This is a genomic window from Flavobacterium soyae (assembly GCF_045348165.1).
Classification (GTDB): Bacteria; Bacteroidota; Bacteroidia; order Flavobacteriales; family Flavobacteriaceae; genus Flavobacterium; species Flavobacterium soyae.
This window is the reverse complement of record NZ_CP150845.1, coordinates 1,165,284-1,192,162: the sequence shown is the minus strand read 5'-3', so window position 1 is coordinate 1,192,162 and position 26,879 is coordinate 1,165,284. Positions and strand designations below refer to the sequence as shown.

At 32.9% G+C, this 26,879-nt stretch carries 26 protein-coding genes; 16 read left to right on the top strand and 10 right to left on the bottom strand.

Going from position 1 to position 26,879, the window contains the following annotated elements; translation table 11 throughout:
* The first annotated feature begins 29 nt into the window (after positions 1-29).
* From AABD74_RS05270 to dusB, 15 genes are all read left to right on the top strand, one after another.
* On the top strand, positions 30-1,229 hold the full coding sequence (locus AABD74_RS05270) for a beta-ketoacyl-[acyl-carrier-protein] synthase family protein (RefSeq protein WP_406844885.1): 1,200 nt from the start codon (positions 30-32) through the stop codon (positions 1,227-1,229).
* On the top strand, positions 1,229-2,290 hold the full coding sequence (locus tag AABD74_RS05265; RefSeq protein ID WP_406844884.1) for a beta-ketoacyl synthase N-terminal-like domain-containing protein: 1,062 nt from the start codon (positions 1,229-1,231) through the stop codon (positions 2,288-2,290). The genes AABD74_RS05270 and AABD74_RS05265 overlap by 1 nt, the downstream gene beginning before the upstream one ends.
* Before the next feature lie 68 nt (positions 2,291-2,358).
* Positions 2,359-3,072 (top strand): polysaccharide deacetylase family protein, encoded by a 714-nt coding sequence (locus tag AABD74_RS05260; protein WP_406844883.1) that lies wholly within the window; start codon positions 2,359-2,361, stop codon positions 3,070-3,072.
* Between the two features lie 91 nt (positions 3,073-3,163).
* The gene (locus AABD74_RS05255; RefSeq protein ID WP_406844882.1) at positions 3,164-3,790 is read left to right on the top strand and encodes an outer membrane lipoprotein carrier protein LolA; all 627 of its coding nucleotides are present in this window, start codon (positions 3,164-3,166) and stop codon (positions 3,788-3,790) included.
* Positions 3,756-4,391 (top strand): hypothetical protein, encoded by a 636-nt coding sequence (locus tag AABD74_RS05250; RefSeq protein WP_406844881.1) that lies wholly within the window; start codon positions 3,756-3,758, stop codon positions 4,389-4,391. The genes AABD74_RS05255 and AABD74_RS05250 overlap by 35 nt, the downstream gene beginning before the upstream one ends.
* 37 nt (positions 4,392-4,428) lie before the next feature.
* Positions 4,429-5,022 carry a porin family protein gene (locus tag AABD74_RS05245; protein ID WP_232679621.1) on the top strand — a complete coding sequence of 198 codons (594 nt, stop codon included), beginning with the start codon at positions 4,429-4,431 and terminating at the stop codon, positions 5,020-5,022.
* Positions 5,022-5,639 carry an outer membrane beta-barrel protein gene (locus AABD74_RS05240; RefSeq protein WP_406844880.1) on the top strand — a complete coding sequence of 206 codons (618 nt, stop codon included), beginning with the start codon at positions 5,022-5,024 and terminating at the stop codon, positions 5,637-5,639. Before AABD74_RS05245 ends, AABD74_RS05240 begins: the two co-directional genes overlap by 1 nt.
* A gap of 9 nt (positions 5,640-5,648) precedes the next feature.
* Complete coding sequence (locus AABD74_RS05235; RefSeq protein WP_406844879.1) at positions 5,649-6,020, top strand: 3-hydroxyacyl-ACP dehydratase; 372 nt, start codon at positions 5,649-5,651, stop codon at positions 6,018-6,020.
* Between the two features lie 3 nt (positions 6,021-6,023).
* Positions 6,024-6,509 (top strand): hypothetical protein, encoded by a 486-nt coding sequence (locus AABD74_RS05230; protein ID WP_232679628.1) that lies wholly within the window; start codon positions 6,024-6,026, stop codon positions 6,507-6,509.
* An 18-nt stretch (positions 6,510-6,527) separates the two neighbouring features.
* Positions 6,528-7,715, top strand: a complete 1,188-nt coding sequence (locus tag AABD74_RS05225) for a DUF2062 domain-containing protein (RefSeq protein ID WP_406844878.1) — start codon at positions 6,528-6,530, stop codon at positions 7,713-7,715.
* 251 nt (positions 7,716-7,966) lie between these two features.
* On the top strand, positions 7,967-11,644 hold the full coding sequence (locus AABD74_RS05220; protein WP_406844877.1) for a 1-acyl-sn-glycerol-3-phosphate acyltransferase: 3,678 nt from the start codon (positions 7,967-7,969) through the stop codon (positions 11,642-11,644).
* Positions 11,645-13,162, top strand: a complete 1,518-nt coding sequence (locus AABD74_RS05215) for a phytoene desaturase family protein (RefSeq protein ID WP_406844876.1) — start codon at positions 11,645-11,647, stop codon at positions 13,160-13,162. It abuts the gene before it with no gap.
* A 5-nt stretch (positions 13,163-13,167) separates the two neighbouring features.
* On the top strand, positions 13,168-14,835 hold the full coding sequence (locus tag AABD74_RS05210; protein ID WP_406844875.1) for a C45 family autoproteolytic acyltransferase/hydolase: 1,668 nt from the start codon (positions 13,168-13,170) through the stop codon (positions 14,833-14,835).
* Positions 14,832-16,121: a phenylacetate--CoA ligase family protein gene (locus tag AABD74_RS05205; RefSeq protein WP_406844874.1), complete on the top strand. Its 1,290-nt coding sequence runs from the start codon at positions 14,832-14,834 to the stop codon at positions 16,119-16,121. The genes AABD74_RS05210 and AABD74_RS05205 overlap by 4 nt, the downstream gene beginning before the upstream one ends.
* Positions 16,122-16,263: 142 nt before the next feature.
* Complete coding sequence (dusB, locus tag AABD74_RS05200; protein WP_406844873.1) at positions 16,264-17,256, top strand: tRNA dihydrouridine synthase DusB; 993 nt, start codon at positions 16,264-16,266, stop codon at positions 17,254-17,256.
* Positions 17,257-17,335: 79 nt separating this feature from the next.
* Here dusB and AABD74_RS05195 read toward each other — a convergent pair whose 3' ends face one another.
* The 5 genes from AABD74_RS05195 to rbfA all read right to left on the bottom strand — a co-directional run bounded on the left by AABD74_RS05195 (position 17,336) and on the right by rbfA (position 21,188).
* The gene (locus AABD74_RS05195; RefSeq protein WP_232679640.1) at positions 17,336-17,611 is read right to left on the bottom strand and encodes a Txe/YoeB family addiction module toxin; all 276 of its coding nucleotides are present in this window, start codon (positions 17,609-17,611) and stop codon (positions 17,336-17,338) included.
* Positions 17,612-17,620: 9 nt separating this feature from the next.
* Positions 17,621-17,878, bottom strand: coding sequence for a type II toxin-antitoxin system Phd/YefM family antitoxin (locus tag AABD74_RS05190; protein ID WP_232679642.1), 258 nt, complete (start codon positions 17,876-17,878; stop codon positions 17,621-17,623).
* Positions 17,879-17,997: 119 nt separating this feature from the next.
* Entirely contained in the window at positions 17,998-19,425 is a 1,428-nt protein-coding gene (locus AABD74_RS05185) for an MATE family efflux transporter (RefSeq protein WP_232679644.1), read from the bottom strand.
* Between the two features lie 169 nt (positions 19,426-19,594).
* Positions 19,595-20,794, bottom strand: a complete 1,200-nt coding sequence (locus AABD74_RS05180; protein ID WP_406844872.1) for an ABC transporter permease — start codon at positions 20,792-20,794, stop codon at positions 19,595-19,597.
* Between the two features lies 1 nt (position 20,795).
* Complete coding sequence (rbfA, locus tag AABD74_RS05175; protein WP_057121824.1) at positions 20,796-21,188, bottom strand: 30S ribosome-binding factor RbfA; 393 nt, start codon at positions 21,186-21,188, stop codon at positions 20,796-20,798.
* 206 nt (positions 21,189-21,394) lie between these two features.
* Between rbfA and AABD74_RS05170 the strand changes: the two genes are divergently transcribed.
* Positions 21,395-21,814 carry a CBS domain-containing protein gene (locus AABD74_RS05170; RefSeq protein WP_053472968.1) on the top strand — a complete coding sequence of 140 codons (420 nt, stop codon included), beginning with the start codon at positions 21,395-21,397 and terminating at the stop codon, positions 21,812-21,814.
* A gap of 31 nt (positions 21,815-21,845) precedes the next feature.
* Here AABD74_RS05170 and AABD74_RS05165 read toward each other — a convergent pair whose 3' ends face one another.
* The 5 genes from AABD74_RS05165 to dut all read right to left on the bottom strand — a co-directional run bounded on the left by AABD74_RS05165 (position 21,846) and on the right by dut (position 26,862).
* A complete protein-coding gene (locus AABD74_RS05165; protein WP_232679648.1) occupies positions 21,846-23,096 on the bottom strand; it encodes a murein hydrolase activator EnvC in 1,251 nt (416 codons plus the stop codon).
* 24 nt (positions 23,097-23,120) lie between these two features.
* Positions 23,121-23,900, bottom strand: coding sequence for a DUF4292 domain-containing protein (locus tag AABD74_RS05160; protein ID WP_232679650.1), 780 nt, complete (start codon positions 23,898-23,900; stop codon positions 23,121-23,123).
* A gap of 12 nt (positions 23,901-23,912) precedes the next feature.
* Positions 23,913-25,262 (bottom strand): lipopolysaccharide assembly protein LapB, encoded by a 1,350-nt coding sequence (locus AABD74_RS05155; protein ID WP_232679652.1) that lies wholly within the window; start codon positions 25,260-25,262, stop codon positions 23,913-23,915.
* Positions 25,263-25,281: 19 nt separating this feature from the next.
* Positions 25,282-26,298: a sugar phosphate nucleotidyltransferase gene (locus tag AABD74_RS05150; RefSeq protein WP_232679654.1), complete on the bottom strand. Its 1,017-nt coding sequence runs from the start codon at positions 26,296-26,298 to the stop codon at positions 25,282-25,284.
* A gap of 129 nt (positions 26,299-26,427) precedes the next feature.
* Positions 26,428-26,862 (bottom strand): dUTP diphosphatase, encoded by a 435-nt coding sequence (gene dut / locus AABD74_RS05145; RefSeq protein WP_232679656.1) that lies wholly within the window; start codon positions 26,860-26,862, stop codon positions 26,428-26,430.
* Between the last annotated feature and the right edge of the window lie 17 nt (positions 26,863-26,879).

The following is a 26,879-nucleotide window of genomic DNA, read 5'->3' as shown; positions in this document are numbered from 1 at the left end:
AATCTAAAATCTAAAATCATAAATCTAAAATGGCAAAAGGTGTTGCAATAACGGGAATGGGAATTATCTCCGCAATCGGGAATTCGGTTGAGGAAAATTACCATTCATTAATCGAAAATAAAATCGGGATTTCCCGTATCTCTAATATTTCTACAGTTCATGCAGATGTTATTAAAGTGGGTGAAATCAAAAAAACAAACGATAAGCTTATTGCTGAACTGGAATTAAACAGCGATAATAATTTTTCGAGAACCGCTATGATTGGTACTTTGGCAGCAAAACAAGCTGTTGAAAATGCCGGCATAACCTCTATCAATGAATTTAGAACCGGACTTATTTCGGCTACAAGTGTGGGCGGAATGGACATGACGGAGAAACATTATTACGATTATTTCGAAAAACCGGAACTGGTAAAATATATCACCTGTCACGACGGCGGTGATGTTGCCGATAAAATTGCAGAAGAACTAGGTTTAAAAGGAATGGTTTCAACAATTAGTACGGCTTGTTCCTCTGCAGCAAATTCGATTATGCTGGGTGCAAGATTAATCAAAACCGGAAAATTGGATCGCGTAATTGTGGGCGGAGCCGATGCTTTGTCAAAATTCACCATCAACGGATTTAAGACTTTGATGATTTTATCTGATGATTATAACAAGCCTTTCGACAATAACAGAAAAGGATTAAATCTTGGAGAAGCTGCTGCTTTTTTGGTTTTAGAATCGGATGAAATTGTCGAAAAACAAAATAAAAAAGTATTGGCAAGAGTTTCGGGCTACGGAAATGCAAACGATGCTTATCACCAAACGGCTTCTTCAGAAAATGGAGACGGTGCTTTTTTGGCGATGAAAAAAGCTTTTGAGGTTTCGGGTTTAAAACCTTCTCAAATTGACTACATCAACGTACACGGAACTGCAACTCCAAACAACGATTTATCTGAAGGAAGAGCTTTACGCCGTATTTACGAAGACGAAAAAGTTCCTGATTTCAGCTCGACAAAACCGTTTACCGGACATACTTTAGCAGCGGCAGCGGCAATTGAAGCTGTTTACAGTGTTTTGGCAATTCAGAATAATGTTGTTTATCCAAATTTGAATTTTGAAACGCAAATGGAAGAATTCGATTTGACACCGCAGACTTCATTAATAACTAAAAATATCGAACACGTTTTATCTAATTCTTTTGGATTTGGAGGAAATTGTTCAACCCTTATATTTTCAAAAAGCTAATGAAAAAAACATATATAAATGGAGTAGGCTGTATTTCGACTCAAAAAACATTTGATACTGTTTTTTTAGAAGAAGCCAATGTAAATCACGATGAAAATGTACTGGCGATTGTTCCGCCGGCATACAAAGAATATATTTCGCCAGCTGCAAGCCGCAGAATGGCAAAAGGAGTGAAAAACGGGATCGTAGCTTCGGCTTTAGCCATGAAAGATGCGAATGTCGAACAAGTCGATGCGATTATTACCGGAACGGGTTTAGGATGCATCGAAGATTCTGAAAAATTCCTGAAAAGCATTTTAGATAATAAAGAAGAATTTTTAACGCCAACTTCTTTTATTCAATCTACGCACAATACAGTTGGTGCGCAAATTGCACTTTTACAGCAATGTAAAGGTTATAATTTTACTTATGTAAACGGCGCGGTTTCTTTTGAATCGGCACTTTTAGATGCTAAAATGCAGATTGAAGAAGACGAAGCTAATTCAATTTTAGTGGGCGGTGTTGATGAAAATGGCGATTATACGACTTCACTTTTTAAATTAAACGGCCGAATTAAAGCAGATAATTCTGCTCCGTATGATGTTTTAAATTCTAAAACCAACGGTGCGGTTTATGGGGAAGGCGCCAGTTTTTTTGTTTTAGAAAACGAACGAAAAGATAATACATATGCCGAGCTTCTGGATATTGCAATCGTAAATACACTGGAAGAAAACGAAATTGAAACAGAAATTAAATTATTTTTAAAATCAAATAATTTAGAAATTTCAGATATTGATGCTGTGGTTTTAGGTTTTGACGGAAATGCTTCTTTCGAAAATTATTATAAAAATCTGGCTGGAAATGCTTTCGCAAAAACTCCTGTTTTATATTACAAACATTTGAGCGGCGAATATGATACGGCTTCGGCTTTTGCTTTTTGGATGGCTTCGAAGATTTTAAAAACACAGGGAATTCCAGAAATTATAAAAGTAAATTCGGCTGCAAAACCAGTTTACAAAACCATTTTATTGTACAATCAATTAAACGGAAAAAATCATAGTTTTACGTTACTTTCAAAATGATAACGCATAAAAACATCTCGATCTTTTTTATCTTTTTATTGCTTTTAGTTTTTCTTCTGAATCTTTTTATGGCAATAAATCTGTGGTGTTTTTTTGCTATAATTTTTATCTGGATCGGAATAAATACAATTGGTTCTTCTATAATTTCTTCTAATTATCATGTAAAAGCTTTCTGTAATAATCCGCTGGAAACAGAGAAAAAAATTGCCTTAACTTTTGATGACGGCCCAAGTGAATTTACTTTACAAGTTTTGGAACTTCTGAAAAAATACAATGCTAAAGCTACTTTTTTCTGCATCGGAAAAAACATTGAAAAACATCCTGAAATTATTCAAAAAGTTGTTGAAGAAGGACATTTGGTTGGAAATCATTCTTATTCGCATTCTAAATTTTTTGATTTTTATAATGCCAGACAAATAAAAGAAGAAATCGAAAAAACAGATGCGCTTCTGGAAAAATTTACTTCAAAAAAAATAAACTTCTTTCGTCCGCCTTACGGAGTTACGACGCCTTCGATTCGAAGAGCTTTAAAAATTACCGGACATAAAACAATTGGCTGGAATATTCGTTCTCTTGATGGAGGAACAAAAAATCAGGAATTAATTTTCAATCGCATTATAAAACGGGTTTCTCCGGGCGGAATTGTACTTTTGCACGACACGGGATCACACTCTGTTTTGGTATTGGAACAGTTTTTGCAATTTTTACAGCAAAATAACTATGAAGTGGTTTCGATTGAAGAATTACTCAATCTTAATGCTTATGAAATTGAACGCAGATAAAACGGATTTTTATCAAACATTAAATAAATAATCTGTGTAAATCCTTTTAATCTGTGGCAAAAAAAATTTAAAGCACAATTTTAAACAAAATATGAAAACTAAAATAGCATTACTAATTCTATTTATTTCAAGCTCTTTGTTCGCTCAGGAACAAAAAATGACCGATGCTGAAATTGCTTCTTTTAAACAAGATGTAAATGTGGTAGCCAAAAAAATCAAAACTTTAAGTACGGATTTTGTTCAGTACAAACATTTGGATTTTTTATCAAAAGATATTGAAACATCAGGAAAAATGGTTTTTAAAGAACCGGCACTTTTGCAATGGCAATATAAAAAACCATACAATTACAGCATTGTTTTCAAAAACGGAAAAATCCTGATTAACGACGAAGGAAAGAAAAGTGCGGTTGATATTGGTAACAGTAAAATCTTTGCACGAATTAATAAATTGATTGTTGGAAGTGTAAGCGGAAATATGTTTGATGATAAAGAATTTACAATTTCATATTTTAAATTGAAAGGTCAAAACTTAGCGAAATTTATTCCGAAAGATGCGACGCTGAAAAAATACATCAAACAAATTGAACTGACTTTTGACAAGGAAGAAGCAACTGTAGTTCAGGTAAAATTATTAGAATCATCTGAGGATTATACCCGAATTGTACTTAAAAATAAAGTAATCAATGCAAAAATCGAGGATTCATTTTTTACTAATTAATTGCTTTCTGGCAATTGTATTGGTTTCTTGCGGCTCGGTGACAAAAAACTATACACCTAAAAAATTAGACAAAACGTCTTATGAAGTTCCGTATTTTTCAGATTCAAAAACTGATTATGTTTATAAAACTAATATATCCGTTTACGGAAATGAACTGTCGGGAATTTTCATTGCAAAAAAAATAAACGACACCACACACCGAATTGTTTTTACAACAGAATTCGGAAACAAATTAATGGATTTTGAAATCTCTGAAAATGATTTTAAAGTCAATTCGATTGTATCAGAATTAGATCGGAAAATTTTAATTAATACTTTAAAAGAAGATTTTAGACTGCTTTTAAAAAAACAATATTTGATTCAGGAACAATTTGAAAACGAATCAAATAACATTTATAAATCGGCTGATGGAAAACGGGACAATTATATTTTTATTTCAAAAAAAGATCAAAAATTAGAAAAGATTGTTCACGCATCTAAAACAAAAGAAAAATTTACGCTGTATTTCAATTCAGAAAACAATATTTTTGCTGAAAAGATTCAGATTATTCATCAAAATATTAAGCTTAAAATTGAGCTAAATTATTTTAAATCAGAGTAGAAAATTAAACTAACCATAAAATTAAACTAATAAAAAGATGAAAAAAATAACCTTAATTGCATTCGTTTTATTTATCGGTCTTGTAAAATCGCAAGCACAGGTAAAAGTTAGCCCTGGACTTAGAGGCGGTTTAAATATCTCAACTTTAACCAATATTGATGATAATAGCTCTAAAACTGATTTTTATATTGGTGGATTAGTAGACATTAAATTTAATAGATATTTTTCGCTGCAGCCTGAGATAACCTATTCTAGACAAGGGGATGAAGGAAGATATTTTGAAAACGGCCGTTATTATTCTGAAAAATATGAATTAAATTACCTGACACTTGGCGCAGTTGCAAAATATCATTTTGGTGGGAAAGGTTTTCACGTTTTGGCCGGGCCTTCTTTAGATATTAAAGTGGGCGATAACTATATAAACACGAGTCCTGAAGGTTTTGACCTTGCCATTGTGGGCGGTGTGGGTTATACGCTTCCAAATGGATTAACTTTTGAAGCCAGAATTAAACAAGGATTTGTTGATATTTACGGTTATGACGACATTGATAATAACGATTATTATTATGATGATGTTATTTTAAATCAGGTTTTTCAAATAGGTATCAGCTATACTTTTAAAGTAAAATAATGTATAAAAAGAAATTAGCGTTTGTCTTATTCGTTTTTTTTACAATCATAAAACTACAGGCACAGACAGCTTTTAAACCCGGTTTAAGAGCTGGTTTGAGTTTGTCGACAATTTCAGAAATGCATGCTGATTACAGACCAGATTTTTATGTTGGCGGTTTTGGAGAAATAAACTTAACCAAACGTTATGCGCTGCAGCCTGAAATAAATTATATCAGACAAGGATCTAATAATGTTGCCCGAAATTTTACTGACCCGGATACACAAACAGAAAGAGTCATTTATCAGGATTTACAAATGAGTTATTTATCTATTTCTATGATAAATAAATTTACATTTGGTCAGGGTTTTCAGGTACAATTTGGTCCGGCTTTAGATGTTCTTTTAAGCGACAATTTAGCTTTTAGAAAAACGTATAACGATTTGTCTTTTGTAACTGGGCTTGCTTACAGAATGCCTTCTGGACTTGGGTTTGAATTTCGATTTAAAAAAGGTCTTTTTGATGTTTTAGACAGCGATTATTATTATAATAATTCTAACAACGATTACTTTTTTGGTGATTATAATACTAATGTCAATTTTCAAATAGGTATTACCTATACTTTTGATGTGAAATAATAAAATTTTATGGTTTTAAAAGACTTTTACAAAGTACTTTCAGAGGAGAAAACAGGCGATGCTAAGTATAATATTCGTATATTAGTTAATGCCAATCATGAGGTTTTTAAAGGTCATTTTCCTGGAAACCCAATAATGCCGGGCGTTTGCATGATTCAGATTATTAAGGAACTTGTGGAGTCAATCACAAAAAGTTCTTTGATAATACAAACACTTTCGAATGTAAAATTCATGGCATTAATTAATCCGGAGACGAATCCGGAACTCCGTTTAGAACTTGACATTACAACCACAGAAGATGATTTGGTAAAGGTGAAAAACACGACATATTTTAACGACACTGCTGCTTTAAAATTAAGCAATGTGTATAAAAAATTATAAATTATGAAATTCCTTTTGTCATTACTTCTATGGATAAATTTTGCCGTAACGCCAGATTTGGCTTCTATCCGCAAAATGTATCCTGATGTCACAAAGTCTGAAACAAATGCTAAAGAATTTACTGAAAAACTTGCCGGCGTTTCAACTAACGACGATCCAGTTTTAGTTGCTTACAAAGCGGCTTCAATTTTGCTGGATTCGAAGTTTAAAGATAAATTAAAAAATAAAATTGATCGTTTTAAAGAGGGTGCAAAACTTCTGGAATCGACTATAAAAATTGACCCTGATAATATCGAGATTAGAATGATCAGGTTAAGTATTCAGGAAAATGTTCCTGGAATTACGGGTTATAAAAAAAATATTAAAGAAGATAAAAAATTTATCACAGCACATTATGCCGAGCAAAATGGTGCTTTGAAAAATTATCTAAAAGATTTTGTTTTACAATCAAAAAGTTTCTCTGACAAGGAGAAGCAGTTTGTAAAATAAACTCATGAAAAATTCTCAATGAAACCTATTTTATCAAAGCAGGAACTGCTCGATTCAACTTCTTTTTGTGTTATTGTACCCTCTTACAATAACCATAAAACATTGAAAAAAGTGTTGGATTCTATTTTAGATTTCACTCAAAATATCATTATTGTAAACGATGGTTCAACAGATGAAACCAGCAAAATTTTAAAACAGTATTCACAGTTTACTCAAATTCATCATCCTAAAAATTTAGGAAAAGGAAGAGCGCTGCGAAATGGTTTTAGAAAAGCAATTGAAATGAATTTTGAATATGCCATCACGATAGATTCTGACGGGCAGCATTTTGCTTCTGATATTCCTGTTTTCATTTCAGCAATTCAAAATGAACCCAATTCACTTTTAATTGGAAGCCGAAACATGACGCAGGAAAATGTTCCGAAGAAAAGCAGTTTTGGCAACAAATTTTCTAATTTCTGGTTCAAGTTTGAAACCGGAATTGAACTTCAGGACACACAATCTGGTTTTAGATTGTATCCGTTAAAATTAATTCCGGAACAATTTTACACCAATAAATTTGAATTTGAAATCGAAGTGATTGTTCGTTCAGCATGGAAAGGAATTGTGGTAAAAAATATTCCAATTCAGGTTTTGTATGATCCGGCAGAGCGTGTTTCGCATTTTCGCCCTTTCAGAGATTTTACCCGAATCAGTATTTTGAATACGGTTTTGGTAACCAATGCTTTGCTGTATATTAAACCTCGCGATTTCTTTCGGCGAGCAAAAAAAAAAGGTTTTAAAAAGTTTTTTCTAGAAGATATTTTAGAAAGCAACGATTCTAATTTCACAAAATCTGCCTCAATTGCTTTGGGAATTTTTATCGGAATTTCGCCTTTTTGGGGATTTCAAACCATACTTCTTTTTACTTTTGCCGCTTTGTTCAGGCTCAATAAAGTAATCGCTTTTTTGTCATCAAATGTGAGTTTTCCGCCTTTTATTCCGCTGGTAATCTACGGTTCATTAAAAACGGGAAGTCTTTTTATTTCGAGCGATGCGCCGCTAATTTTAGATAGTTCGGCCACACTTGATGATATTCAAAAAAACGCTGCACAATATATCGTCGGAAGTCTTATTTTAGCATCCGTTTTAGCACTATCAGCTGGCTTAATAAGTTATTTGCTTTTAAGCGCTTTTAGTTCTAAAAACAAAACGAATATTAAATAAGGTTTTGCCACAGATTATATGGATTAAAATGATTTTCCTATCTGTGTCAGTTTGCCACGAATTTCACGAATTTTCACGAATTAATGATACAGAAATAATGTAAATATTTTTGCCACAGATTAAAGTGATTTACACAGATTTTCGTTGCTTTGAATTTCAAAAAATAAATTCGTGAAAATTCGTGAAATTCGCGGCAAAAAAAAATCATTTTAATCCGTATAATCTGTGGCAAAAAAACAATATAAATAATTATGCATCAATACTTTTACGCCATTCATTTATTTGTAAACCGAAGAAAATCTCTCTCGGTTCTTTTGGCTGTTTTGATGCTTTTGGTATTTGGATTTTTTGCTTCGCAGATTAAGTTTGAAGAAGACATAACCAAACTTATCCCAACAAATGACAAAGCCGATGCAACTGCAAAAGTTTTAAAACAATTAAACTTTGCCGATAAAACAACCGTTATTTTCAAACTCGAAAAAAATGGTTCTGCCGAAGATTTAAAAGAAATCGCAACCGCTTTTTCAGACAGCGTTGCCAAATCCTGCAAACCTTACATCACTGGAATTCAGGGAAAAGTTGATGAAGAAAACATCCAGGAAACTATCGATTTTGTTTACAATAATCTGCCGCTTTTTCTTGAAGATAAAGATTATACTGCCATTCAAACTAAACTTCAAAAAGATAGTATTGCAGCAACCGTTCAGGGAAATTATAAATCGATTATTTCGCCGTCGGGATTTATTACAAAAGATTTTATTCTACAGGATCCGCTCGGAATTTCTTTTATCGCTTTAAAAAAATTACAGCAATTAAATATTGGCGACGATTTTACGCTCGACAATGGTTTTGTAATGACAAAGGACAAAAAGAAATTACTGCTTTTTATAACCTCGGATATTTCTTCGAGCGAAACAGAAAAAAATACCCTTTTTGCCGAAAAACTAAAATCGATTCAGGAAAATTTAAATACGCAATTTAAAGGAAAAACTTCTGTGAGCTATTTTGGTTCAGCATTAATTGCGGCCGCAAATGCCAATCAAATTAAAAGCGATATTGTTTTAACGACAACAATCGCCATGATTACGCTGATGCTGATTTTGATTTTGTTTTACAGAAAAATATTAATCCCGTTAATTATTTTTCTGCCAACGGTTTTCGGAGCTTTATTTGCCGTTGCGTTTTTATATTTTGTAAAAGAACAAATTTCAGCCATTTCTCTCGGAATTGGTTCTATTTTATTAGGAATCACGATCGATTATTCGCTTCACATTCTGACACATTACAAACATAACAGCGACATCAAAACATTGTATAAAGACATTACAATGCCGGTAATTATGAGCAGTTCAACAACTGCTGTTGCTTTTTTATGTCTGCTTTTTGTAAAATCTGATGCGCTGAATGATCTCGGAATTTTTGCAGCCGTTATCGTAATGGCAGCCGGAATTTTTTCGCTTTTGATTGTTCCGCATTTATACAAACCAAAAGAAAACAATTTTGAACACAAGAAAAATGCAATCGATAAACTAGCTCATTTTTCATTTCATAACAACAAATTCTTAATTGGTTTTTGTGTTATCATTACCATTATTTGCTGTTTTACGTATAACGATGTTGGTTTCAATAACGATTTGTCGCAGTTAAATTTTGTTCCGAAAGATATTAAAGCGGCCGAAAAACAATTGGAAGAAAGTACCAGCCTAACTTCAAAAACTATTTATGTTGCGGCTTACGGAAAAAGCATGGAAGAAGTTTTGCAGAACAACAGCAAGCTTTTTGCCGATTTATCTGCAGCAAAACAACAAGACAAAATTTTGAATTTTAGTTCTGTTGGCGGAATTGTGCTTTCGCAAAAAGAACAGCTTCAAAAAATTGCAAAATGGAATTCGTTTTGGAACTCAGAAAAAAAACAAATTTTAAAATCTCAATTAATTACCGAAGGTTCAAAACTCGGTTTTAAACCAACCACTTATTCACTGTTTTTTGATCATTTAGATTTTGATTTTAAACCTATTTCTACCCAAGATTATTTAAAAATCCAGGCATTACAGCTGAAAGAATTTGTAACCGAAAAAAATGGTTTTTATACGATTTCTACTTTAGTAAAAGTCACGCCGGAACAGCGCGACAAATTTGTAAAATTGACTTCTGCAAAAGAAAATCTTATTGCAATTGATCGTCAGCAAATGAACGAAACTTTTTTCAGCACTCTAAAAACCGACTTTAATTCACTTGTCAATTATTCTTTTGTTGCGGTAATTTTAATTCTGTTTTTCTTTTTCAGAAGAATTGAATTGGTAATCGTAAGTTGTATTCCAATTGCTTTAACGGGAATTGTAACGGCCGGAATTATGGGTATTTTTGGCATTCAAATGAATATTTTCAGCATGATTGTCTGCACTTTAATTTTTGGTCACGGTGTCGATTTTAGTATTTTCATGACAAGTGCTTTACAGAAAGAATATACAAACGGAAAAAACGAAATTGCAATTTACAGAACATCCATTATTCTGGCGGTAATTACAACTATTTTAGGGATTGGCGCCATGATTTTTGCCAAACATCCGGCGCTGCGTTCTATTTCTTCTGTTTCATTAATTGGGGTTTTTGCAGCGTTAATTATTACGTTTATATTTTATCCAATTCTATTTAAATTATTTTTGTCAAACAGACCTAAAAACGGAAATCCGCCTTTTCAATTACGCACTTTTATTTTTGGTGTAATGTCATTTTTCTATTACGGTTTGGGCGGTATTTTAATGTCTATTTTCAGTTTTACATTAATGCCGATTTTGCCGCTCAGCAAAAAAACAAAAATGCAGGGTTTTCGATATGTCGTTTCAAAATACATGAAATCGGTATTATATTCTAACCCTTTTATACACAAAAAAGTCGTTAATAATTTTAATGAAACGTTTGAAAAACCAGCCGTTATTATTGCGAATCATTCTTCATTTTTAGATATTTTATCCATTGGAATGCTGAGTCCAAAAATTATATTTTTGGTAAGCGACTGGGTTTACAACTCTCCTATTTTTGGCGGCGTTGTCAGGAAAGCTGGTTTTTATCCGGTTTCTGAAGGTTTGGAAGGCGGCGTTGAACATTTACGTAAAAAAGTAAACCAAGGATATTCGTTAATGGTTTTCCCAGAAGGAACACGCTCAGAAAATAATGTTATTAAACGATTCCACAAAGGTGCTTTTTTCCTTGCTGAAGAATTTAAGCTAGACATCATTCCGGTTGTCATTCATGGTGCTTCAGAGTTAATCCCGAAAGGAGATTTTGTCATTCACGACGGAACTTTAACCCTTACTATTTTAGAAAGAATTACGCCGGAAAATACTTCTTTCGGGAATAATTATGCCGAAAGAACAAAACAAATAAGTACCTTTTTTAAAGCAGAACACCGCAAAATTCGCCAGCAGTTAGAAGGCCCGGATTATTTCAAAAAAATGCTGATTAATAGTTACGATTATAAAGAAATTGAAATTGGCGATGCTGTAAAAAAAGATTTAAAGCAGAATTTAGAAACCTATTTCAATTTAAATAAACACATTAATCCAAAGGCAAAAATTTTACATCTTGGCAATGATTATGGGCAATTAGACGTTTTATTGGCATTACAGGAACCGCAGCGAAAAATATTTTCTTTTATAAATGATGAAGAAAAAGTATTGGTTGCCAAAACAAATTATTTTCTAAAAAAGAGAAAAATATCCTATCTGGATTCACTAGATTCTGTAGTTGAAAATCAATATGAAATCGTTTTAATTTCTGATGAAAATTATGCTTCGGATCTTGAAAAAGTGACTGCAGCTTCTTCAATAATTTTAGTTAATTCTTCTCATTTAAAAACTAAATTAAAGGATTTTGGTTTCGAAGTTGTTGCAGAAGAAAATGCGATAATTGTATTAAATAAAAAGTAAATGAAAGAGCAGTACGATGTAGTAATTGTTGGCAGCGGTTTAGGCGGATTGGTTTCGTCTATAATTTTAGCTAAAGAAGGCTATAGCGTTTGTGTGCTCGAAAAGAACAATCAATACGGTGGAAATCTGCAGACTTTTGTTCGTGATAAAACTATTTTTGATACCGGAATCCATTATATAGGAGGTTTAGCCGAAGGTCAAAATCTCTATAAATATTTTAAATACATCGGCATTATTGATCATCTCAATTTAAAAAAATTAGACGAGAATTGTTACGATATGATTTCGTTTGAAGACGATCAAAACCAATATCCGCATGCGCAGGGTTATGAAAATTTTGCAAAGCAGCTTGCCGTTTTTTTCCCTGAAGAAAAAACAAATATTGAAAAATACTGCGAAAAACTGCAAACCATCTGCGATGCTTTTCCACTTTATAATTTAAACTGGGAAGGTAAATATGAAAACGAGATTTTGTCATTAAATGCAAAAGAAACGATTGAAGAATGTACGCAGAATGAAAAACTAAAAGCAGTTCTGGCGGGTTCTAATTTTCTATATGCCGGCATTCCTGATAAATCGCCTTTTTACGTTCATGCCTTATCTGTAAACTCTTATATTCAAAGTTCGTGGCGATGCATTAATGGCGGAAGCCAGATTACAAAACAGCTTTTAAAACAACTTAAAAAATACGGCGGCGAATTTTATAAATATAAAGAAGTTACCCGTTTTAATGTTGAAGATAATAAAGTCAATTTTGTTGAATTAAAAGATGGAACGAAAGTTTTTGGATCGATGTTTATTTCAAATATTGAACCCAAAACAACTTTAAAAATGGCTGGCGAAGAAAACTTCAGGAAAGCTTTTGTTAATCGTGTACAAAGTTTGGAAGGTGTTATTTCTGCCTTTAGTTTATACATTGTTTTTAAGCCGGAAACTTTTAAATATATCAATCATAATTTTTATCATTTTAAGAAAAGCAGCGAAGTCTGGACGGCACATGAATATAATGAAGATTCGTGGCCAAAAGGTTTTATGGCTTCGATGAATGCTTCAAAAAAAGAGGAAATTTGGGCAGAAGGAATGACGTTTATAACGTACATGAAATATGAAGATGTTGCGCCCTGGGTTGATACTTTTAATACAACAGCCGAAAAGAGCGATCGCGGCGAAAGTTATGAGGAATTTAAATCGCGAAAAACGACCAAATTTTTAAACGAAATCGAACTTAAATTTCCGGGAATCGGAGATTGTATAAAATCAATTCATACTTCTACTCCGCTTTCGTATCGCGATTATATTGGCGGCTATAACGGAAATATGTACGGTTATGTGAAAGATTCCAACAATCCGATGAAAACGCTGATTCCGGCAAAAACCAAATTGGATAATTTATATCTTACAGGGCAGAGTATCAATATGCATGGCGTTTTGGGCGTAACAATTGGTGCCGTTTCAACCTGTTCTGAAATTGTGGGCAAAGAATATTTGATTACGAAAATTAATTCCGAATCTGAATAGAAATCATGAAAAACCGAATCTTACTTTTCTTCTTTATCGGTTTTCTACTCTTGTTTGTTTCCTGCGGAACATCAAAATCAATGCGTCATAAACCGGATCTTTCGACCTATAATTCATCGAAACCAATCGTTGTAAAAAAATCTGATTCTATTTTTATTTCCGGAAAAAATTCTCTTTTAAAAAATAAACAAGGCATTTGGGAATTGTATGTCGAAGGTGATCCGCTGGAAATTGGCTTAAACACCGGAGCCTTAACTGATTCTCTTTTAAAAAATCAACAGCAAATTTTTTTCTCCAAAGTAAAAGATTTTATTCCGTCCCGTTTTGAACAAAAAATACTCCGTCAATTTTTAAAATGGTACAATCGAAAATTATATTTGAATGTTCCCGAAGAATATCAAACAGAAATTTATGGTGTTTCTGAATACACCTCAGATGAACTTGATAACATTGCGCCCAAATATCAGCGTGGTTTATATCTTCATGCGGCGCACGATATTGGTCACGCTTTACAAGATTTGGCTTTGGTTGGCTGTTCGTCTTTTGCTGCGTGGAATGAAAAAACAGAAGATGGAAATTTAATCCTCGGACGTAATTTTGATTTTTATGTGAATGACGCTTTCGCGGAAAATAAAATCGTGGCGTTTATAAATCCAAAAGAAGGTTACAAATTTATGATGGTTACCTGGCCGGGAATGGTTGGCGCCGTTTCCGGAATGAATCAGGAAGGTTTAACGGTTACGATTAATGCTTCGAAATCTAAAATTCCGTTAATTGCAAAAACGCCCATTTCGATTTTGACACGCGAAATTTTGCAGCATGCCACAACTATAGACGAAGCCATTTCGATTGCAAAAAAAAGAAAAGTATTTGTTTCTGAATCAATAATGGTGGGAAGTGCCAATGATAACAAAGCTATTTTAATTGAAGTTTCACCTACAAAAATGGATGTTTACGATGTTCCAAACAGCGATCAGTTAATATGTTCTAATCATTTTCAGGGAGATGTTTTTGCAAGTGATAAACGAAATCAGAAGCAAATTATGAACAGTCATTCTGAATATCGCTTTGAAAGAATGGAGGAACTTCTGGCAGAAAATCCAAAAGTGAACCCAGAAATTGCTTCGGAAATTCTTCGAAATAAAAATGGTTTAAAAGATATTCCGCTTGGTTACGGCTCTGAAAAAGCGTTAAACCAATTAATGGCGCATCATGGAATTATTTTTAAACCGAAAGAAAAATTAGTTTGGGTTTCGGCAAATCCATATCAATTGGGCGAATTTGTCTGTTATGATTTGAATTCTGTTTTTGGTGAAAGAAAAAATGATGCTGTAAATTCTTTTCAAAAAGGAAATTTAAATATTGCCAAAGATCCGTTTTTAGAAACAGCCGCTTTTAGTAATTATAAAAAATTCAAAGTTGAAGATCATAAAATAGATTCGCTGCTTGAAAATAAGGAAACGATTTCTCCAAAATTCATTCAAAATTATCAATCATTAAACCCTGATTATTGGGTTGTATATTATAAGGCAGGATTGTACTTTTACCAAATAAAAGATTTTCAGCAGGCAAAACTTAATTTTGAAAAAGCTTTGACCAAAGAAATTACGACGCTGCCTGAAAAAGAAAAAATTGAAAAATATTTAAAAAAATCCAAAAGAAAATTAAAATGATTCCAGCAATAGAAAAAGATTCTTTAGAAGAAATTAAAATTTTTCAAGAAAAAAAACTATCTGAACTTTTAGAATATATCAGTCAAAATTCTCCTTTTTATAAAAGACTTTTTGCCGGACAGAATATTGATATCTCAAAAATTAAAACCCTTGAAGATTTACAATATTTGCCTGTTACAACAAAAGAGGATTTACAGCAATATAATGATGATTTTGTATGCGTTCCGCAAAATAAAATTATCGACTATGCCTCGACTTCAGGAACTTTAGGCGATCCTGTGACTTTTGGTTTAACCGATTCTGATTTAGATCGTTTGGCTTATAACGAAGCCATTTCGTTTGCCTGCGCCGGAATTGCCGAAGGTGATGTTGTACAATTAATGACTACAATTGACAGAAAATTTATGGCCGGATTGGCTTATTTTTTAGGTCTTCGAAAATTGAAAGTCGGCGTAATTCGTGTTGGTGCCGGAATTCCGGAAATGCAATGGGATTCGATTTTAAAATACAATCCTAATTATTTAATTACTGTTCCGTCCTTTTTATTGAAGTTGATTGAATATGCTGAAATTCACGGGATCGATTATAATAATTCGAGCATAAAAGGGGCAATCTGCATTGGAGAATCTTTACGTGATCAGGATTTTTCGATGAATACATTATCTAAAAAAATCACGGATAAATGGAATATTAAGTTGTTTTCGACTTATGCTTCTACCGAAATGAGTACGGCTTTTACAGAATGTGAACATGGAAATGGCGGACATCATCATCCGGAACTTATTATAGTTGAAGTTCTGGACGAAAATAATTTACCCGTTCAAGATGGAGAAACAGGTGAGCTTACTTTTACTACTTTAGGGATTGAAGCGATGCCTTTACTGCGTTTTAAAACCGGCGATATTGTACAGCTTCATAACGAACCTTGCGCCTGCGGGAGGAATACTTTGCGTGTTGGCCCTGTTATTGGCCGCAAAAAGCAAATGATTAAATATAAAGGAACAACGCTTTATCCGCCTGCGATGAACGATGTTTTAAGCGGATTCGACAATATCGAAAATCATATTATCGAAATCTCTACAAACGATTTAGGTACTGATGAAATCGTGATAAAAATTGCGGTTAAAAATCAAACACCAGAATTTCTGCAGGAAATTAAAGATCACTTTAGAGCAAAACTAAGAGTAACTCCAAAAATAGAATTTGCCTCAAAGGAAACTTTAAATCCAATGGTTTTTAATCCGATGAGCCGCAAACCAATTCGATTTTTTGACTACAGGGCTTAATATAGGTACAAAGTTGCAAAGGTTCAAAGGCTCTTAATCAGCAATATAAAAAAAACCTTTGAACCTTTGCGACTCTGAACCTTTGAACCCCAATTTGGTACAAATTGAACTAAATGTTGTAATTTTGCAAAAAATTATGAAGATGGTCAAGATTGGCAACATAGAATTACCCGAATTTCCTTTATTACTCGCACCGATGGAAGATGTTAGTGATCCGCCGTTTCGCAGATTATGCAAGACGCATGGAGCTGATATGATGTATTCTGAATTTATTTCGTCGGAAGGATTAATTCGTGATGCTATAAAAAGCCGCATGAAATTGGATATTTTTGATTACGAACGTCCGGTTGGAATTCAGATTTTTGGTGGTGATGAAGAAGCAATGGCGCTTTCGTCTAAAATTGTTTCTACTGTAAAACCAGATTTAGTAGATATTAATTTTGGATGTCCGGTAAAAAAAGTAGTTTGTAAAGGTGCTGGTGCCGGAGTTTTGAAAGATGTAGATTTGATGGTGCGTTTAACAAAAGCTGTTATTCGCAGTACCGATTTACCTGTTACGGTAAAAACGCGTTTAGGCTGGGACGAAAGTTCTATTAATATTGATGAAGTTGCAGAAAGACTTCAGGATATTGGTGTTCAGGCTTTAACGATTCATGCCAGAACCCGTGCTCAAATGTATAAAGGCCATTCTGACTGGTCTCATATTGCACGTGTAAAAAACAACCCAAGAATTACAATGCCTATTTTTGGTAACGGCGATATCGACAGTCCTGAAAAAGCATTAAAATATAAAAATGAATATGGAATTGACGGTATCATGATTGGCCGCGCGGCAATTGGTTATCCGTGGATTTTTAATGAAATCAAGCATTATTTTAAAACGGGTGAACACTTACCTGCTCCAACGGTTATTGATCGTGTTGAGGCTGCGAGAAATCATTTGCAATGGTCAATGGATTGGAAAGGCGAGCGTTTAGGAATTGTAGAAATGCGTCGTCATTATACCAACTATTTTAAAGGTATTCATTCTTTTAAAGAATTCAAACAAAAATTAGTTACAACTGATGCTCCAGAAGATTTATTCGCCATTATGAAAGAAATCGAACAGGTTTATGCTGGATATGAGTTTGTTTAAAATATAATCTTTGAGTTTTGAAATTTGACAAAGAATTGAAATACAAAAAAGACCTTTCGTTAGGTCTTTTTTGTATTTATTAATCATCATAATGAAATTGACATTGTATAATTATACACTTTTGATCAACCCCCTTTGTTCCTGATACTTTATAAACCAATCGATGTTCTCCATTAATTCTTCGGGACCAAAAACTTTTTAAATCATGTCGCAATGGTTCTGGTTTACCAATTCCTTTGAATGGATTTTCTCTAATCGATTTAATTAATTCTTTTATTTTTATTGCAGTATCTGTATCGTTTTCAATCCAATATTCAAACTCTTCCCAGCCATTTTTTGTAAAACAAATATCCATATTCTTCTGCTACAATTCGTCTAAATTATAAGATGTCAATTTTCCATTTTCCATTTGTTCAATAGATTCTGAAAGCCTTTTTCTATTTGCTTTAGTTGATAATAAATGTTGTGTTTCCAATATAGAATTATACTCTTTCATTGAAATTATTACAACTGCATCTTCTTCTGTATTTCTGGGAACAACAATTATTTCTGACGATTCTGACACTTCATCAAAATAGTTTTTAATATTTTTCCTCAATGTAGATATTGTAATTGCTTTCATAATGTGTACTTTTAATTGTACGCTCAAATGTACAATGTTTTATGCTTTTAAAAATGGTTTTTCTAATATTTAACTTTTTTATATAAAAAAAGCCTTCGATTTGAAGGCCTTTTATAAAATTACACTTGAACTCTTTTCCATTTTCCTCTTTTATAGAAAAAGATTCCAGCTAAAGTTATAGCAGTTTCGGCAACGGGAATTGCGATGAAAACTCCGGTTGGCCCCATATTAAAATGTTTGGCTAATACAAAAGCCAGCGGAATTTGAAAAAGCCAAAACCCGAAGAAATTAATTCCGGTTGGTGTCCACGTATCTCCTGCTCCATTAAAAGTATTGATCAAAACCATCCCGATTCCGTAAAAGATAAATCCGATACTCATAATTTGCAGTGCTTCGACCGCAATGGTTTTAACCATTTCATCATTGGTAAAAAATGAAATAATATATTGGCCTAAGCCTAAAGTAATAATCATAATCGCTGCCATGAAAATTACGTTATACCTTGCTGTTGTATAAACCGATTTTTCGGCACGTTCAATTTGTTTTGCTCCTAAATTCTGCCCAACTAAAGTTGCTGCCGCATTACTTAATCCCCAGGCCGGAAGAATGAAAAACATCATTATTCTAAGTGCCGTTTGATATCCTGCAGAACCGTGATCGCCTCCGGTTGTTGCTACTAATTGTGCTAAGAAAATCCAGCTGCATGATGCAATTACAAATTGTAAAATTCCCGGTGCAGCTATTTTAACTAACGCTTTTATTTGTTTAAAGTCTGGAGCGAAATACGCTGTTTTAATTTTTAAAATTCCGTTTCCAGAGAACAAATGATAAACCTGATATAAAACTCCAATGCTTCTTCCTAAAGTTGTTGCCAAGGCAGCTCCAACTAGACCAAAAGCAGGAATTGGCCCAAGACCGTTAATTAAAATCGGGCATAAAATAATATTACAAATGTTGGCAATCCAAAGACTTTTCATTGCAATGGCTGCATTTCCTGCTCCACGGAAAATTCCGTTAATAAGGAATAAAAGCATAATGCATAAACTTGAGCCAATCATAATCTGTGTGAATCTGAAACCGTGCTCAGCCGCTTCAACAGATGCGCCCATGAAGAGTAAAATGTCTTTTGCATAAATAATTCCGAGAATACTCAGGACAGCATTAACGGCAAATGCTACAATTATGGCCTGCATTCCGGCTTTTGCGGCAGCGACCGGATCTTTTTCTCCAATACGCCTTGCTACAACTGCTGTTGCAGCCATGCTCATTCCTATTGCAAGAGAATATATAATAGTCAACACAGATTCGGTCAAACCAACCGTTTGAATAGCAAAACTGCTATGCTCCAAATGTCCGACAAAATATAAATCGACTAAAGCAAAAACCGATTCCATCATCATTTCTAAAACCATCGGAATGGCTAATAGAATTACGGCTTTCTTTATACTTCCGGCAGTATAATCAAATGATTCGTCGCCTTTTAAGGCTTGTTTTAAAGTGGTAAAAAATTTAGAAAAAAAACTTTTTTGTATAGTTGTTTCTGTCATGATATATTAGGATAAATGATAAAATTTGTCCAGATGTCTTTATCTGAACTGAAAAGTAAAAACGTAAGTATCCTAATTATTCTTAAAAATAAAATAGGATTAGGCAGAAACTATCATATGCTGTAGATTTTCAAGGCGGTAAATATAAGTAATATTTTGAAAGAAAATATTAATCTAATAATTTTTTACTTACACGGCTGCTGGCAATAAGTGATGCCACAAATCCTAGGGAAACAATTGTTGTCATTACGATTACAACATTTTCGAGTGTAAAAACAACTGGGTAAGCCAGCGTTGGCGTTATCATTATCAGCTCATATTTTTGCTGCAATGTGACTAATATAATCCCATAATAAAGTCCTATCAAACCTCCAAAAACACTTAGTAAAGTTCCTTGCAGGATGAAAATTCTTCTCAAACTGTTTATTTCTGTTCCCAGATTAAAAAGGGTTTTTAAATTTGCCCTTTTGTCTAAAATCATCATAATTAAAGCTCCAATCAAATTGAAAAGTGCCACAATAATTACAAGTGTAAAAATTAAATAAACAGCAATATTTTCGGTATTGAGCATTTTATATAAAGACTCATTCAATTGCTCTCTATTCTTTATAGTGACTTTATTATTAAAAATCTTTTTAATCTGTGCATTCACCGCATTTTCGTCTGCGTATTGTTTTAACCTAAATTCGATTCCCGAAATTTGATTTGGCTTATACATTAATAATTCCTGTGTTAAACCTAAATCGGCAAAAACATATTTCGAATCTAAATCTTCGCTGATTGAATAAATCCCAACGGGTAAAACATCTGTTTTATTAAATGCTTCTTCGGGATTGTCAATTGCTCCTTTTCCGGGTTTTGGAGCAAATATCTGCAGCGGGTTTTCGAAATCAAGAATTCCCAGCGAAAAATCCTGAGCGATTCCGTAACCAATAACAACTTGATACGAATCTGGTTTTAGCCATTGTCCGTTAAAAAGTTTTACTTTAATATTGTTTACAACCGGATAGATACTGTCAACACCTTTTAAATAAGTAACACGCTGTTTGTCTTTAAATAAAAACAAAACCCGTTCTTCAATAATTTTTGTGTAACAGGCAACACCATTAATTTCTTTCAGCTCTTTTTCTTGCTGGGGTGAAATTAAAAATGATTTTCCGTACGTACTTGTCATTTTTAAATCTGGATCAATCTCATTTGTAAACGAAAGACTGAAAACTTTTAATCCGCTAAAAACAGATAAAACCACAAACAAAGCCATTGTACCAACAATAATTCCCATGCTGGCAATTAAATTGATGATATTAATAGCGTTATTTTTACTAAGACTGAAAAGATAACGCTTGGCTATGTAAAATGGGAAATTCAATTTATGATTTTCTTCTTTTTTCTAAAAGATCACGGTTTTCAATAGGGTTTTCTTTTCCTGCTAATGCATTGTCAATTTTTTCTATATAATCTAATGAGTCATCAATAAAGAAAACCAAATTTGGTACGCGACGCAATTGCAGACGAACGCGCTGCGATAAATCATGTTTTATTAAAGTTGTATTTGATTTTATTCCTTCTAAAGTTTCTTTTGCTTTTTCTTGAGGAAAAATGCTTAAATATACCGTTGCCACAGATAAATCTGAGGTTACACTAACTTTGGATACTGAAATTACCAAATTGCTAACTCCATTTTTTCGCACTTCACCTTGCAGAATATCAACCAAATCTTTTTGGATGACACTGCCTATTTTTTTCTGTCTATTTGTTTCCATAGTGCAAAAATACTATTTTTAAATTCATTCGATGCAATTTCAAATTAAGTAAAGAATTATTATTGAATTTTGGTCTTGTTTTTAATGTACTACTCTCAAGAAACAGTTGTCTTCTACCTTTTTTAATTCTTATAAAAGCTGATAAAAATCATATTGTTTATAAGAATTATTTTACATATTTGATGTAAATATAAAACTGATCTATTATGAAAAAAAGAGAACCAATTAGTCACATCATGACTAAAACCGTGGTGACTGTAAATCAAAATGACGATTTAAGAAAAGTAGTAGAAAAACTAAAATCGAATTCTATTCGACATATTCCAGTTGTAAACGGTAAAGAAGTAGTGGGCATTATCAGCCGTACAGATGTGAACCGTCTTACTTTTGGTGCTTTGTTCGACGGACAAGAGGGTGTTGATGAAGCTATTTTAGACATGCTTACGATTCCTCAGGTTATGACATCAAAACCAAAAACTCTTTCTTCTGATACTATTATTAAGGATTTAGCATCGACATTTGTAAAAGAAGAATTTCACGCTCTTCCGGTTGTAGACAACGGAGAACTGAAAGGGATTGTAACAACAACTGATGTTATTAAATATTTTTTAGAACAATATGATTAAATAAAAGGGAGCTAAAATAGCTCCCTTTTTATTATCTGTTTTGTAACCAATTTTCAGGATCAGTATTTGTTGTATTTTGCAGAATCAAAAATTTGATGACCGTTTTTCCGGTATCGCCGCTAGTTCTTACTTTTCCAATACTTTGTTTGATAGAAACTTTTTCTCCCTTGCTTACAAATACTTTACTCAGGTTTTGGTAAACGCTAAAGTAATCTCCATGCTGAATCATAACTACGGTATTTACCGGAGATAAAACCATTACACTGAAAACTTCACCTGCAAATACAGATCTTGCGTTTGCCCCGTCTTCTGTTGTAATTTCAACTCCTGAATTATGTACAGAAATTGAAGGATATAGCGGGTGAGGCTGATCTCCATAACCTAGTGAAATAAATCCTTTTTCTACCGGCCAAGGCAGTCTTCCTTTATTCGCTTTAAAATCGGCAGCTAAAACTTTATCTTCCGGAGTCATTGCGATTTTAGAAGATGAGACTGGTTTTACAGTTGTAGACCCAGGATTTTCTTTTGCTTTTTCTAACGCTGCTTTTCTGTTTGCTTCGGCAATTGCTTCACGAATCAAACGATCAATTTGTCTGTCAATTCTTTTTGATTCGCTTTGTTTTGCTCTAATATCAGCAGCAATTCTGTTTTTATCTTTTTTAATCGCATTAACAAGCTTTTGCTGTTCTTTTTTCTCTACTTCTAAACTTTGTTTTTCTTTTTCGTTTTCAACAATAATCTTTTTCTTAACTTGTCTCTGCCCATCTAGTTTTGCATTAAATTCAACTAGTTGTGCAGTTTTAGACTGAATTTCTAAACCTTGATTTTTTCTGAAATTAGTATATTGTTTTAAATATTGCGCTCTTTTGTAGGCTTGTAAAAAACTTTCTGAAGATAAAATAAACATTGCCCTGCTTTGCTCAGAACGGCTTTTATACGATTTCAAAATCATTTTTGCATAATCTTCTTTTAAAACAGCCAGTTCTTTTTTCAGCTTATTAACCTGAACCTGATTAATATACATATCGTTGCTTAAAATTCTTTCCTGCTTTGCTGTTGTATTGATCAGCTTTTCTTTAAGTTTAATTTTATTTGCCTGAATTAAATATTCATTCACTGCTGATTTTTCTTTTTTCCTTACAGACTGCAGCATTTTTTCGTTGTCTTTTATTTCCTGAAGAATCTGCGCTTTGCGTTGTTCAAGTTTTTCTTGCTGCGAATCTTGTGCCCAGACAAAAGTCGTGGCGCAAACAAAAATTAGGCTTAGGAGAAATTTTGGCATCTTTCTATTTATCTTTTTACAAATTTACTTAATTAAAACTTTTTTATAACCGCTCGGCACACTATACGGAAAAGAAAGTTCTTCATTAAATGATATATTATTATAATTCAAATTAATATTGGTTGTTCCTTTTGGCTGCAACGCATTAATTACTAATGATGTTGGAATAGTTCCCTGATTGAAAGTTTTAGTATCTGAATAATTAATTTCTAATTTTCTGTTTTCAGATGGCTGCGAAATCTCTTCTTTTTGAAGCAAATATTTTTCCGGATCTAAATAAAATGCTTTTTTAATATTCTCTTCTTTTTGATCTTCTAAACGAAAAAGATTTTCTACAATTGTCTGTGTATAATCTCCCTTTCTTAAATCATCAAAAGCTTCTCCAATCAATAAATTCTGAACTTTATTATAATCTAATTCCGTTCCCAGCCATTTACTCAAACTGCTAAAATCCCCTTCATAATAAGTGCCGTTTATTTTTTCGTAATAACTTACAACTGTTGGCGTTATTAAAGCTTTTGCCATTGTTATTCCTAAGAATCTAACACTTATTAAAATCTGTTTATCTTTCTCGATTTTTATATCGGCTGTAACATTCTGACTTTGCTTTTCGTCTTCATATCTTGCGCTTGCTCTTATACTTAAAGTCGAAAAATCTAATTTGTTTTCGTAATGTTTTTCGATTGCTTTATTGTCTTTTTTTGCGACAACTTCGGTAGTATTATTGTTTTGAACAACGACGGCTTTTGATTTACATGAAATCATAAAAACCGGCATTAATGCAATTGCAATATATTTTTTCATCTTAATTTCTCCTTACTTCTTTTGTTTTAATAATTCATTTGCCTTCAAAAAGTATTCCTCTTTTTTCTTAGCATCTCCTAATCCATTATATGCCTCTCCCAATTGAATATTAAAATTTGCCTCTAATTTTTTATCATCAACGACATAATCAAGTCCCATTTCTAAAACGGTTTTTGCGTTTTTAAATTGTTGCAGCTGATTGCTTCCCAAACCTGCATAATAATAAAATTGAGGCTGGCTTGGATAAACTTCGATCATCGTCATAGCTCTTTTTGTCATTGGTGCAAATTGTTTTGCCTGAGCATAAGCATCAAGCAAAAGCAAGTTAGTTTCACGATCTGTGTCTGAATTGGCAATTAAATCTTTTTCGTAATATTTAATAGCGTTCTCAAACTGGTTTTTACTATGATAAAATTTTCCAATTTCTTTAGCAACGTCAACATCTTTATCATTGTCAAAATAAGAAATGGCTTTTTCTAAATCCGGAGCATATTGCGGATTTTTATTTACATAAATCAAAAACTCATTTAAAGTTCGATGTTTAATTTTTGAATCAATTTTTGAGCTTGACAAAATTACATTCATCGACTTAATGGCTTTGTCTGCCTGATTTGCATCTAAATAACTTTTAAACAAACTTACTTGTCCCCATTCAGAATTTGGAATTTCTTTTGCCAATTGTTTTGCAACTTCTAAAGCTTTATCTGTTTCTTCTGATTTTGAATATAAAAAAATCAGATTTACATAATTTGATTCTTCTTTCGGATTCTTTTTAATTTGATCAATTAAATTTGAAATCTCAGCGTTTTGATATTTCCCCTGTGATAAAATCTGTGTTTTATAGCGATCACGATCTTCTGATTTTCCGAATTTATCATTCATTTCGTTAATCGTCACAAGCGCTTTATCGTATTGATTTGTAAGCATATATAACGAAATAAGATCGTCTTTATATTCTTCATCAAAAACAATGATTTTTTGAATCGTTTCTATCGCCAGAGGATAGTTTTTGGTTTCATAACTTACATCGTAAATTCCTAACCAATACCATTTGTTTTTTGGATTTAGCTGTGTGGCTTTTTCAAATGCTTTTTGAGCATTTTGATATTCTTTTAATGCCAGATAATTTTTTCCAAGTTCAAAATAAGCGACAGCATCTGAAGGCTTTATTTTTATACATTTTTCTAAAGATGTTATTGCTTTATCGTAGTTTTCGATCCCTTTTTGTTTCAAAGATTCGTAAAAAGCATCTTGGTATTCATCTGGTGCTAAAGCAATATCTTCTGGCTCCGTTTGTGCGAAAACCGAAGCTGAATTGCTTAGTAAAGCAAAAAATAAAATTATCAAAATCCTTTTTTTCATTTTTTTACAAATCTCTTTTTTATTCTAAAACCGAATAATCTCCAATGCTAATACTTGTAAATTTTCCATCATAACTAACATGATTTCCAATCATAGCATTATCTAAGTTAGCATTTTTTATTTGAGAATAAGTCTGTATTAAGCTATTTTTAATAGAACTGTCGATTACATGGCAGCCTTTTCCTATTGAAACATTTGGTCCAACTGTTGCATTTTTCAGCACAACATTTTCACCAATATAACATGGAGGAATGATTGTTGCATTTTCTAAAGTTACATCGTAATCGACTAAATGTTCTCCATCATTATGCAAAAATCCTAACATTCTACTGTTGGTTTCAACAGTAACATCTTTGTTCCCGCAGTCCATCCATTCGTCAACACTTCCGGTTTTGAAAATTTTACCGTTAGCCATCATGGCTTTGATGCCGTCGTTGATTTGATATTCACCTCCATTTTGAATGTTATTATCTAAAACTCCCTGAAGCTCTTTTTTCAGATCTCCAACTTCTTTAAAATAATAAATTCCAATCACAGCCAAATCACTAACAAATTCTTTTGGTTTTTCAACCAATTCTATAATTTCATTATTCTGATTTAATTTTACAACACCAAAAGCTTCCGGCTGATCGACTTGTTTTACCCAAATTACAGCATCGGCTGCTGGATCTAATTCAAAATCGGCTCTAATTAAAGTATCAGCATAAGCAATAACCGCTGGCCCAGATAACGATTCTTTTGCACACATAATAGCATGCCCGGTTCCTAAAGGTAAATCCTGACGATAAATTGAGACTTTTGCTCCTAAACCTTGTGCCAAATCTTGTAAACTTGCGACAACATCATCTCCAAAAAATGCCTCATCTCCAAGAATAAATGCAACTTCCTCAATTGGTTCTTTTAATATTTTTGCAATATCTTCTACTAAGCGGTGAACGATAGATTTTCCTGCTACCGGAATTAATGGTTTTGGTACTGTTAATGTATGTGGACGAAGTCTTGATCCGCGACCCGCCATTGGAACGATTATTTTCATCTATTTTTATTTTATGTGGGAAGATTAAAAAAATCTTCAGTTTGGTTAGTTCAAGTTTTAATTTTTAAAATTTACTGAAGTTCTACAGCCTTATCAAAAAAACTGTAAACTGCGACTGAAACTGGAAACTTATTTCACTCCAGTGCTTCCAAATCCGCCTGCTCCTCTTGAAGTTTCTGTTAGTTCTTCAACTTCAACCCATTCTGCTCTTTCGTGTTTGGCTATAATTAACTGCGCAATTCTTTCTCCGTTTTCAATTACAAATTCTTCATTTGATAAATTTACCAAAATCACTCCTATTTCACCTCTGTAATCAGCATCGACGGTTCCCGGAGAATTTAAAACGGTAACTCCTTTTTTTGCAGCCAAACCGCTTCTTGGTCTAACCTGTGCTTCGTAACCAATTGGCAATTCAATAAAAAGTCCGGTTTTTACAATTGTTCTTTCTAAAGGTTTTAACGTAATTGGTTCTATAATATTGGCACGCAAGTCCATTCCTGCAGAAGCAATTGTTTCGTAATTTGGTAAATCGTGTTGTGATTTATTGATAATTTGTATTTTCATTTTTATTATAAAAGATT